The sequence below is a fragment of the Fictibacillus iocasae genome, assembly GCF_042665465.1.
GTDB classification, from domain to species: domain Bacteria; phylum Bacillota; class Bacilli; order Bacillales; family Fictibacillaceae; genus Fictibacillus; species Fictibacillus iocasae.
Genome location: NZ_JBHTCP010000049.1, coordinates 13554 through 25382 on the forward strand (window position 1 = coordinate 13554; position 11829 = coordinate 25382).

8 protein-coding genes are annotated in these 11829 nt (G+C 46.4%); all 8 read right to left on the reverse strand.

The features are described 5' to 3' along the window. Positions 1-268: 268 nt before the first annotated feature. Positions 269-2785, reverse strand: a complete 2517-nt coding sequence (gene secA, locus ACFQPF_RS15170; protein ID WP_379750546.1) for a preprotein translocase subunit SecA — start codon at positions 2783-2785, stop codon at positions 269-271. 644 nt (positions 2786-3429) lie between these two features. Beyond that, a complete protein-coding gene (locus ACFQPF_RS15175; RefSeq protein ID WP_379750665.1) occupies positions 3430-5049 on the reverse strand; it encodes a long-chain fatty acid--CoA ligase in 1620 nt (539 codons plus the stop codon). Positions 5050-5069: 20 nt separating this feature from the next. Beyond that, positions 5070-6632 (reverse strand): fatty acid--CoA ligase, encoded by a 1563-nt coding sequence (locus ACFQPF_RS15180; RefSeq protein ID WP_379750547.1) that lies wholly within the window; start codon positions 6630-6632, stop codon positions 5070-5072. A gap of 66 nt (positions 6633-6698) precedes the next feature. Then, complete coding sequence (locus ACFQPF_RS15185; protein ID WP_379750548.1) at positions 6699-7184, reverse strand: DinB family protein; 486 nt, start codon at positions 7182-7184, stop codon at positions 6699-6701. Between the two features lie 118 nt (positions 7185-7302). Beyond that, positions 7303-8109, reverse strand: coding sequence for a sulfotransferase family 2 domain-containing protein (locus ACFQPF_RS15190; RefSeq protein WP_379750549.1), 807 nt, complete (start codon positions 8107-8109; stop codon positions 7303-7305). A 67-nt stretch (positions 8110-8176) separates the two neighbouring features. Next, complete coding sequence (locus tag ACFQPF_RS15195; RefSeq protein ID WP_379750550.1) at positions 8177-9841, reverse strand: sensor domain-containing protein; 1665 nt, start codon at positions 9839-9841, stop codon at positions 8177-8179. A 70-nt stretch (positions 9842-9911) separates the two neighbouring features. Further along, entirely contained in the window at positions 9912-10241 is a 330-nt protein-coding gene (locus ACFQPF_RS15200; protein ID WP_379750551.1) for an STAS domain-containing protein, read from the reverse strand. A 78-nt stretch (positions 10242-10319) separates the two neighbouring features. Further along, positions 10320-11774, reverse strand: a complete 1455-nt coding sequence (locus ACFQPF_RS15205; protein WP_379750552.1) for a putative bifunctional diguanylate cyclase/phosphodiesterase — start codon at positions 11772-11774, stop codon at positions 10320-10322. Positions 11775-11829: the final 55 nt, after the last annotated feature.

Here is an 11829-nt window from a genome sequence, read left to right on the forward strand (position 1 = left end):
GCTAGCCATTTCTGCTGGACATGGTGAGCCCTTCCGCTAGCTAAGCGCCTTTGAAGGGTCTCACCTGTCTCACTCATCCCGCTGTAGTCGGCACCTTTCATTCCGATCAACTTTTCAATGAAGTATTCAAAGTGGATAACAACAAATAAAATAAGTGCTTTTGTATAATATTCTCGTTTCATTATGCTTAGTAGCACTTAATGGAAAAAATCACTCTTAATGTCTATAACCGCTAAAAGAGAGTCTTTTTACAGACTCTCTTTACATGTTATTCGGCTGCTGCGCCGTGGCATGATTTATATTTTTTCCCGCTTCCGCATGGACATGGGTCGTTGCGTCCGATGTCGGATTTTTTGCGTGTTGGCTGTTTTTTCGTTTCGGCTTTGTCGCTTGGTACGACCGCTTTTCCTTCTGCCACCTGTTCACGCTGGACGTTTTGTTCGACCTGCGCTTTCATGATGTACATGGACACTTCTTCCTCGATCGCGGCGATCATCGCTTCAAACATCTCAAAGCCTTCGAACTGGTACTCTCTCAGCGGATCAATCTGGCCGTACGCACGAAGGTGGATACCTTGGCGCAGCTGCTCCATCTGGTCGATGTGATCCATCCACTTCGTATCAACCGCGCGAAGGATAACGGCTTTTTCAAACTCACGAAGCTGTTCTTCCGGCATCAAGCTCTCTTTTTCACGGAACGCGGCATGCACTTTTTCCGTGATTTTCTCGATAATTTCTTCACGGTCGATGTTCTTGAAGTCTTTCTCGCTGTAAACCGGTTCAATGAACATGACGCCATTGATGTGGTCTGCGATTTCCTTCAGATCCCATTCTTCCTGAACCGTTTCATCCGGAGTATGAGCGGTCACAACACGTGTTACGACCGAATCGAGCATGCGTATGATAATGTCGCTCAAGTTGTCAGCATCTAGAACATCCTGGCGCTGGCCGTAGATGATCTCACGCTGCTGACGCATCACATCGTCATATTGCAGAAGCTGCTTACGCGCATCGAAGTTCGATCCTTCCACTCGCTTCTGAGCAGATTCTACCGCTTTTGTGACAAGCTTGGATTCGATCGGCGTATCCTCATCCATGCCGAGTCGCTCCATCATGTTCATCAGATTATCTGACCCGAAGCGGCGCATGAGCTCGTCTTCCATAGAAATGTAAAATTGTGAAGAACCCGGGTCTCCCTGACGTCCGGCACGACCACGCAGCTGGTTATCGATACGGCGAGACTCGTGGCGTTCTGTACCTAAAATGTGAAGGCCTCCAAGCTCGCGAACCCCTTCTCCAAGCTTGATGTCCGTTCCGCGTCCTGCCATGTTCGTCGCGATCGTGACCATTCCGACCTGACCGGCATTTTCAATGATTTCGGCTTCGCGTTCATGGTTCTTCGCGTTCAGGACGTTATGCGGGATACGTTTTTTCGTCAGCATCTGAGACAATAGCTCAGACGTTTCAACGGCAACCGTACCGACGAGGATAGGCTGTCCTGTCGCATGGCGGCTCGCGATCTCTTCTACGATTGCACGGAATTTGCCGGCCATTGATTTGTAAATCAAATCGCTGCTGTCAATACGTGCGATCGGCTTGTTCGTCGGAATAACGTTGACTTCCATGTTATAGATGTTGCGGAATTCTTCTTCTTCCGTTTTCGCCGTACCGGTCATCCCGGACAGCTTTTTATACATACGGAAATAGTTCTGGAACGTGATTGTCGCAAGCGTCATGCTCTCGCGCTGGATCTCGAGCCCTTCCTTTGCTTCGATCGCCTGGTGAAGCCCGTCACTATATCGGCGGCCCGCCATCAAACGGCCTGTGAACGGGTCAACGATCACCACTTCTCCGTCCTGCACCACGTAATCCACGTCGCGGATCATGATCACGTTCGCTTTAAGCGCCTGGTTGATATGGTGGTTCAGCGTCACGTGCGCATAGTCGTAAAGGTTGTCGATGCTGAACATCTGCTCAGCCTTGTTGATGCCCTCTTCCGTCAGCTGGACGTTCTTTGTTTTCTCGTCCACCGTGTAATCTTCTTCTTTTTTCAGCATGCGCACGAAATGATTCGCCATTCCATAGAGCTGGGTCGATTTTGCAGCAGACCCGGAGATAATTAATGGTGTACGTGCTTCATCGACAAGGATGGAGTCCACTTCATCGACGATCGCAAAGTTAAGCGGACGCTGAACCATCTGCTCTTTATACACGACCATGTTGTCACGCAAATAGTCGAAGCCGTATTCGTTGTTCGTGCCGTATGTCACGTCACAGCGATAAGCAGCGGCTTTTTCTTCCTTTGACATGTTCGAAATGTTCAATCCGACAGTAAGTCCCAAATAGTTGAATAGCGGCTCCATGATTTCCGAGTCACGGCGAGCCAGGTATTCGTTGACTGTGACAACGTGAACGCCTTCTTCTGTCAATGCGTTCAAGTAGATCGCCAGTGTAGCCATGAGGGTTTTCCCTTCACCGGTTTTCATCTCAGCGATGTTGCCTTCATGAAGAGCCATCGCACCCATGATCTGAACGGCATAGTGGCGCTGTCCGAGAACACGTGTGGACGCCTCACGGATCACAGCGAACGCGTCGACAAGAATGTCATCCAGCGTCTCACCGTTTTTCAACCGCCCTTTTAGCACATCTGTCTTGCCGGCAAGTTCTTCGTCACTCAAATTCTTAAGCGCTTCGCCTGCCGTTTCCACCTGTTCCGCAATTCGCTGATATCTATTTAAGTTGCGGTCGTTTGCATTTGGAAAAATCTTTTTTAAAAATTGAATCATCGGCGTTAACGCTCCTCTGTTTTCAGAAAATATGATCTTTCTCCATTTTATCAGTTTGTACAGGCTGCTACAAGGAAACAAGGGCAATACCCGAAGAGATTAAACAATATAAGGAAATTAAACGATTCGCATTCGTGCGTTTTTCATGCTATGGAAAGTAGGTTTTTAGTGCAGCAGTTGAGATCGCCGACGCTCTTAATAAGTAACAATTCTCTTTCTTTTCCTTGCACGCTGTTACAAAGATTTTTCAAACGGTTCCGCGCCATTTTAAAGAGGATGCAAGCGAGTTTTTGATGCTTTCACACCAATTGCACTTTTCGGCTTATGACTACAACTCTATTCACTCTTCTCATTAGCTTTCGCGCCAAATTTCTAGATTGCACGCCATATCATCATTTTCCTCGCAGCATCAGTATTTTTCCGCGCGAGTTCTCACATTTTTCGTGCCGTTCCGCTTTTGCATGCCATATTCATTCTCACACAAGCGGCTTTCTGATCCGAATCTAAATTTGCGCGCCACTATTCACAACTTTCGCGCCATCGCCGTAGTCTTAGCATAGCCAATCCTATCCACCCTTGCTCCCCACATGAACAACCAACAAAATAAAAAGCTCCGCATGACATCAGCATGCGGAGCCCTCATTTTAGTTGTTAATGACACTATAATGATCCTTCAATCGGTCACGCAGTGCGCGTTTCAGGAATTTCCCTACAGACGTTTTTGGAATTTCGCTCAAGAACACCACATCGTCTGGAATCCACCACTTGGCGAACATCGGCCTTAGGTAATCCTGGATATCCTGCTTCGTGACGCGCCCTGGTGCTTCAGGCTTCAAGACGACACAAGCAAGCGGGCGTTCCTGCCATTCTGGATGAGGTATGGCGATGACGGACGCTTCAAAAATATCCTCATGTGCCATGAGCGCATTCTCAAGATCAACGGAAGAGATCCATTCGCCGCCGCTCTTGATCAGGTCCTTCGTCCGGTCGACGATTTTTATTGTTCCCTCTTCATCGACTGTTACCACATCACCCGTGTAGAGCCAGCCATCAGAGAAGGCGCTTTTATCATCGTCTTTATAGTACTCGTCACATACCCAGTTCGAACGCAGTGCGAGCTCGCCCATTTCCTGGCCGTCCCATTTCACTTCGCCGTTCGCTCCGATCACCTTCATCTCGACGCCTGGCACGACATAGCCCTGCATCGCACGGATGTCGAGAATCGCTTCTTGGTCGAGATCCATCTGATGGCTTTTCAGACGAGACAGTACGACGAGCGGACTTGTTTCTGTCATGCCGTATGCGTGGATGAACGGGATGTTATATTTCTGCTCAAAGGCCTTGATCATGCCGCGCGGTGCAGCTGATCCCCCGCAAAGGATGGCACGGAGTGAGCTCGTGTCATAGCTGCCTTGATCTAGTTCGCGCAGCAGCCCGAGCCAGATCGTCGGCACGCCCGCAGCCAACGTAACCTGCTCCATCTCAATGAGCTCGGCTAAAAGCTTTGGCGTGAACTGCGGACCAGGCATCACTTGGGATGTGCCGAACCAGGTGGCGGCAAACGGCAAGCCCCATGCGTTCACGTGGAACATCGGCACGACCGGCATGATAATGTCGCTCTCTGACACACCGCCAGAGTCGGTCAGCCCGAGCGCAAGGCTGTGAAGCACGGTGGACCGGTGTGTGTAAGTGACACCTTTCGGATTGCCTGTCGTCGCAGAGGTATAGCACATGCCGACCGGATCGTTCTCATCAATTTTATCGTTAAACGTATACGAAGGATCACCGCCAGCGATCAGCTCTTCATAATGATACATCGGCTGAAGCGGGGACTCTGGCAGCTTGTCGTCATCGGTCATTAAAACAAACGCTTCAACGTTCGGAATGTGGTCTTTGAGCACCTCTACGAGCGGCAGGATATCTTGGTCGATCAATAAAATTTTGTCTTCCGCATGGTTGATGATGTAGGCGATATGCTCGGGTGACAGACGGATGTTGATGGTATGAAGAACCGCTTCGGCTCCTGGTATTCCAAAATATGCCTCCAGATGGCGGTGATGGTTCCATGCGAGCGTTCCTACTTTATCGCCTTTTTGAACACCAAGCTTGACGAGAGCACTGGAAAGCCTGCGCGTTCGTTCGCCGATCTCACGGTACGTGAAACGGCGGATGCCTGACATCGTTCGGCTCGTCACATATTTTTTCGGAAAATAACGTTCGGCGTGCTCAAGCATCATCGTCACACGTAAAGGCACATTCATCATCATAATTTTATTTCCTCCTTTTAATTAGCGGCACTTTTGGCCGTGTATTGTTGGCGAAGCAAAAACTTTTGAATCTTGCCGCTCGCATTCCGCGGAAGCGCTTCCATAAAAATGAACCGCCGTGGTCGCTTGTATGAGGCAAGCTTGTCGCTGCTGCGGCAGAACGCCTCCAGCTCTTCTTCAGTGAGCGCACCATCTTTTTTCACAATGATGGCGGTTACCTGCTCACCCCACTTCTCATGCGGTTCGCCAAGCACAGCCACATCGAGAACACCAGGGTGCTCATACAGCACATCCTCTACCTCACGCGGATAGATGTTCTCGCCGCCTGAAATGATCATGTCATCGACACGGTCCGAGATATAGAGGTAGCCCTCACTGTCCATGAACCCGAGATCACCGCTATGATACCAGCCTTTGTACAACGCTTTTTCTGTCGCCTCTGGACGGTTTAAGTACCCTTTCATCACACAAGGTCCTTGCACGATGATCTCTCCGACCTCATAAGGCGGACAGAGAGCATCAGGCTCACTCGGTCCGTCTTCGTTCGTGCGCACAACGCGGACTTCATGATTAAAGCAGGCCTTGCCGGCTGACCCTGCTTTTGTGAACTGTTCGTCTTCAGCGAGGAAGGTGATCGCCGGACCCATCTCGGTCATGCCGTATGCTTGGACGAGCTGCATGCCCATCTCTTCCTTCAGCTTGGTCACGAGTGCCGGAGCCATCGGTGCGGCGCCATACAGGCAGTAGCGCATCGAGCTCAGATCATAGTCTGCGAGATTTTCCTGAAGCATCATGTTCCACATCGTCGGAGCGGCGAACATAATGGAGATCCGCTCGGTTTCAATTGCAGAGAGTGCGGCTTTTGGATCAAAATGGTGGAGGATGACGTTGGTGCAGCCCGCATGAACGCGGGGCAAAAAGGCACAATGCAGCTCGGCGCAATGAAACATCGGTGCCGCGACGAGTCCGATATCATCCGGCCGGAGATGAAGGGCGTTCATGCCGATCAGGCTCATGTCGATCATCTCTCGATGGCGATGCAGCACGCCTTTCGGACGGCCTGTCGTTCCGCTCGTATACATGATGGCGTACAGATCGTCTTCTTTTACCGAGATGTTCGGATGTTCGCTGCTCGCAGACTGCAGCCGGTCATGAAAAAAGATGGTGTCTGGCTGGTCAGATGGTGAAATTGACCAGAATGAAATGGCAGGAAAGTCTTGCTGCAGTGTCTTCACATGGGGTTCGGTCATGGTTTCATAGAGTACGAGCCGAGGCTGGCAGTCTTGCAGGATAAAGGCAACCTCCTGTGATTTTAAACGGAAATTGATCGGGTTGATCACCGCACCAATTTTGGCGCACGCAAAATACGTGATGGCCAGCTCGCTCGTGTTGAATAGAAACGTGGATACAACGTCACCTTTTTGGATGCCAGACTCTTTTAACGCGTTAGCGAGCCGGTTCACGTCCTCGTCGTACTCTGTGAACGTCCAGCGCTGATTTTTAGCTAAATCAACGAGCGCTTCTTTGTTCGGATATTTCCTCACTGTCTGTTCAAATACTTGGCCAATCGTCACATACATTCATCGTTCCTCCTAATTCTGTACGTATTGGTACTGATTATGAAGAGAATCATAGGCTGTGAGAGATTAAGCTTGCGATGGTGCGGACGTCTGGGCAGTCACGGCTTTTTTCAGAGCAATGATATGGCCCATATGTACACCTTCATGGTAAAAGGTGCGCGGAAGAATTTCTGCGAAGGTGTTCATACCTAGAACTGTGGGAGAATTTAGCTCTTCGTCAAGCCTGTATCCGAAATGCTGTGCAATATGTTCTGCTTGATCGGAAAGGCGAGTTTTGAGCTCATTGAGAGTCGGCGGCGATAGCTTCCAGTCTGCTGGCTTTGTCCCAAAACCGAAAAGCTCACGGTAATGTTTTGGAACCGGGGACTCTTCATTAATGTTGTGATACAGCCAATCATACTGATCAAGATAAACGTGGCCGAGATGCCAGCGAATGTTATTGTTAAATCCATCCGGCACAATATCCGCCATCTCCTCTGATACATCAACCACGACAGACAATGTGTTATGCCGGTAAGCCGCCAGCTGCTTCAGCAAAGTATCGTGGTACAAAACAAAATCCCTCCTAACACAGTTGTTATTTTAACTATTCTATTAATTCTGACAAAAACCTTTTTAAAAAAGTTATATGTTTATGAAAAAAGACCCTGTTAACAACAGGATCAGTTACTTATATTGAATGCTTATGATATCCATATTTAACAAAATCATCGTTAAACAATTCCCAAACCAAATCCTTGCATTCCGCATCATAAAGAGATTGATAGTGTGGTAGGTGGCCGTTCAGTTTTTTTAGTGGCATGTTCACCTCTGAATAATTCAGTTTAGAATTCAATTTCATATTTGGTGCCTTATGATGGAACGATTGGACGAGGGTGCTGATTGGGGAATGAATCAGCTGATGATTTTTTTCAATCGCCCTGATTTCTGTTTCAAAGTTTTCTAACCTAATAAACTGTCGCACGATATATTCTTCATGTTCTGTGTATTGCTTTGCTATATGGTAATTAATAAGCTTTCTATCTAAACCGATTGTTTTTATTCTATAAAGATATTGTTTAAATGAAACGCCCTCTTGGACCTCTTCTGGAAAAACGGTTTCATGTAATGCTGGTATAGCAAGAAAAATAAAGAATGAGCTGACAGCCCGTGTATAAGGATTTCGTACCAGTTTGTACACATCCTTACCGCCATTCAAAAGGTATGCTAATAGATCTTCTTTATACCTTTTTTGCTGCTGATGAATTTCCATACGATACCCATGCACCCATGGATAATGCTTTCCGGTTGAATCTATATACTTTTTATAATTCAAAGCCTGTTCCAGTACCCCAGTTTGAAAGTAAAACCATTTTATCAACGATGTACATCCACTTTTTGGGCTCCATAAAAAGATAATAGGAAATTTTTCATTAAACAGTGGTACTGGATCCGCAACATGAATCATACAGCTAACCGTACTTTTGCGATCAAACATTGTTATCACCTCTACATTTTTTAGTAAATGCGAATGCAAGAGGTTTGGCTTGTACATCTATCACGGTTTATGAATGAAAACAATACGTGTTCTTTCCTTTTTGCTTTGCGTCATACATGGCTTTGTCCGCTTTTTTTAATAGTTCATGCCTCGTTAATCCATCATCCGGGTATAGGGCAATGCCAATAGAGGAAGACACTGTGAACGCTTCATTTTTGTAAGAAATGGCTTCACTTAAGCTTCGCATGATGGACTCTGCGATCTCGCCCAGCTCTTCCTTCACTGAACCTGGCTGTGTAATGATGACAAATTCATCTCCTGCCAATCGGTACAGCGTTCCTTTTGAGCCTAACGCGGAACGCACTCGCTTACTGAATGCCTGGAGAACTTGATCACCTGCGTCATGTCCATACGTATCGTTAATGACCTTAAAGGAATCAATATCTAAATAAATCAAGCCAAATGACAGTCCTTCTTTACTTGCTCGTTTGATTTCAAGGAGCAAATCTTCTCGGTATCTCAACCGGTTGGGCAATCCTGTGAGCGAGTCATAATAGGCAAGCTTTAAAAGGTTTCTTTCATAGTTTCTGCGCTCTGTCACATCACGTGAAATCATCAAGTATTTTTCAATTTTTCCGTATTCATCAAAAATGGGGCTGAAGGAGGATTCAACAAATACTTCAGCTGAATCACTTACTGTATTGTACCGATATTGAAGCATAAACGGCTCACCGAGAAGGCTTTTCAGATCGAATTCGGTCTGTGTCCGTTCCCTGTCTTCTGGATGCACAAGCATAGAGGCATGCATGCCAATGAAGTCCTCAGAATCACAGCCGGAAAGTCTCTGATGGGAAGGAGAAGCATACAAAATCCGGCCATATGTTTCTGCATCTGTTATCGCGATCATATCCTTCGTATTCTCTGCAATCAGCCGGTATTTTTCTTCACTTTCCTGCAATGCACTTAATGTGTTCACCCTTTCCGTCACATCGCGCAGCATCACGATCACTTCATCTTTATTTCCTAAAGATACAAGGATCCCCTTGATTTCAGCATACATCCCTCCATTTAAACAATCGTTTAATTGAAGAACATAGGCGTCAACATCCTTCCCTGCTATCACCTCTGCCAGACGCTCCTTGGCTAGCACCACCTCATCACGCGGTATGAATTCAAAAATGGACCGGCCGATTACCTGTGAAGAGGACGTTGCCTTCAGTGCTTCATAGGTCGATTTGTTCGCATAAGAAATCATACCGTCCAATGAAAAGATGACCATTCCCATCGGAGAATAGTGCAGGACCTTTTGAAGGCGTTCCTCACTCTCCTTCAGCAGTCTTTGGGTTTGAACTTGATCTGTCATATCTCGCGCTAGAATCATCACGAACTGACGCCCGCTGGATTGATTGACGTAGGGGGTCATCGTCATATCAAGAACATATTCCTTGTCACCTGTCACATGCGCTACTTTTTGTCGAATCGGACAATTTTCCTGAATTACCTGGTTTAATGTTTGCTGAAAATGCTCAAAAACATCGCCCTCATGATAGAGTGCATGGCACGTTCCCACCCTCTCTTTAACAATGCCGATTTTCTCTGCGGCTTCGTTAACAAAATAATAGAAAAAGGTTTGATCTGTTTTCTCCAAGATGACGACAATATCAGTAAGTAATTGAAAAACAGGCAGCAACCCTTCGTGAATTTCAACATATTCCGGTTTCGTTTTCTGCATTTCATACCCTCCATTTCGTGCCTCACATATGGCTGGTGGAAAAAAAGCTTGCCACTATGGGCAAGCTCCATCAGACGATTCTTATTCCTTCAAATACTTCATCCCCGATGATTTCTTCAATTTGAAGGAGCTGAAAAATCTCGTAAACATCTTCCGTTATAGACGCCATCACTGCTTTTTTACCTGCAGTTTTTAATGTTTCAATAAAGCCTAAAATGAAGCCTATCCCTGTTGAATCGACAAACCCGACGTCCTCCAGTTCAATTACGACCGATTCAGCTTCTAACAAAAATAAAGCAGCAAGCTCCTCTTGGAAGATATCAGTCGATTCACTATCAATGTCACCTTGGAATGTGACTTGTATAACGTCTTTTTGAAATGTTGTTGTATAGGTTAACAAGGCAGCACCTTCTACTATAAGATAAGTCGGTCTTTTGAATTGAGCCGTGCATAGACGTGAGATGTTTCTTCACTTTTATTATGTATGAATAGCATTCATGCGCTGATATAAGGACTGAAACTGATTGGCCGGTATAGCAGGAGAGTATAGAAAGCCCTGGCATTCATCACAATCATGCTGATGCAGAAATTCGAGCTGCACTTGTGTTTCTACCCCTTCAGCGATGATTTTCAAATTCAGGCTTTTGGCCAGCTGAATGATGAACGAGGTAATCGTATGACTTGAAGAATCCGAGTGAATTTGCCTGATAAACGACTGATCAATTTTCAGATAGTCAATCGGGAGCGCCTGCAGGTAATGCAAGGAGGAATACCCTGTCCCAAAGTCGTCCATGGCGAGCTGAACACCGAACGCTTTCAGGTCATTTAACTTGTCGATTAAATCCGATTCATCAAGCAGTGCTACACTTTCCGTAATTTCCATCTTTAGCAGGTTCGGGCTTAAGCCGGACCTCAGAATGATGTCCTTCGCTCTTTCTACAAATCGTTCTTCTTTAAACTGGCTTAGCGACAGGTTGACCGAAATGCTATCCAGCATAATCCCCTCGCTCCTCCAGCCTGCCAGCTGGTTCACAGCCTTATTCAGCACCCAAAGTCCCATCGGCTCAATCAGCCCAGTTTCTTCGGCAATCGGGATAAATACGGCTGGTGAGATCGGCCCTAGCTCTGAGTGATGCCATCTGAGCAATGCTTCTGCTCCTTTTAGCTGATGCGTCTTTAAACAGACTTGCGGCTGATAATACAAATGCAGTTCATTGTTATGGATCGCTTTTCTTAATTCTCTCTCCAAATGCATTCTGTATTTCATCTTTTCTTGATCATCCAGGGAAAACAGGCAGAATGAATGCTTCCCTTTGCTTTTGGCCTGATGCAGCGCAATGTTGGCATTAGCCAATAAATGCTCCGGACTCCTACCATGAATTTTAGAAGTGCTCATCCCAACACAGCATGTTAGATGAAATTCTCTTTCTCTAATAAAGAATGGCTTTGCGATATGGCGGAATAACTGCTTGGACCACTGTTCAAGCTTTTCGCCTTCAGTCTCTGGCAAATAGATCAAAAACGTGTCTCCACCTTGAGAGGCAATCATGCCTCCGAAAGGAACCATTTCGTTAAGCCTATCTCCAATAAGCTCCAGCATCTCATCACCCCAGCGATGCTCCAGCAAATGATGAACCCACCTAAAACAGTCGATATCCACCAAAGCTACTGAGAATGAAGAATTATCGTTAATTTTTTCCTGGACAAAGGTTTCGAACTCCTTACGACAGGGTAATCTATGTATTGGTGTTAGCTGCAGCTCCTTTGAAGGGTGCTGAAAATGAGCAGCAGCTTTACTTGTAAGGAGAGTTAGCGCAACCGCTGCAATCAGCATATTCAATGAAAAGACAGAATTGACATAGCAAGTTCCCCATATAAACGTTAGACCCACCAAGAATAGCATGTGAGTTTTTATTCCAAATTTCTGAATCATCGCTGAATTGTTCCCTCCTTACTAAAAATGAAATTCATATTTTTACTGCATTACC

Bases quoted from the DNA above. Each gene is read 5' to 3' on its own strand.
- ACFQPF_RS15175 (WP_379750665.1), bottom strand. From the start codon at position 5,049: ATGATGAATGTGCCTTTACGTGTGACGATGATGCTTGAGCACGCCGAA.
- secA (WP_379750546.1), bottom strand. From the start codon at position 2,785: ATGATTCAATTTTTAAAAAAGATTTTTCCAAATGCAAACGACCGCAAC.
- ACFQPF_RS15195 (WP_379750550.1), bottom strand. From the start codon at position 9,841: ATGCAGAAAACGAAACCGGAATATGTTGAAATTCACGAAGGGTTGCTG.
- ACFQPF_RS15205 (WP_379750552.1), bottom strand. From the start codon at position 11,774: ATGATTCAGAAATTTGGAATAAAAACTCACATGCTATTCTTGGTGGGT.
- ACFQPF_RS15190 (WP_379750549.1), bottom strand. From the start codon at position 8,109: ATGTTTGATCGCAAAAGTACGGTTAGCTGTATGATTCATGTTGCGGAT.
- ACFQPF_RS15180 (WP_379750547.1), bottom strand. From the start codon at position 6,632: ATGTATGTGACGATTGGCCAAGTATTTGAACAGACAGTGAGGAAATAT.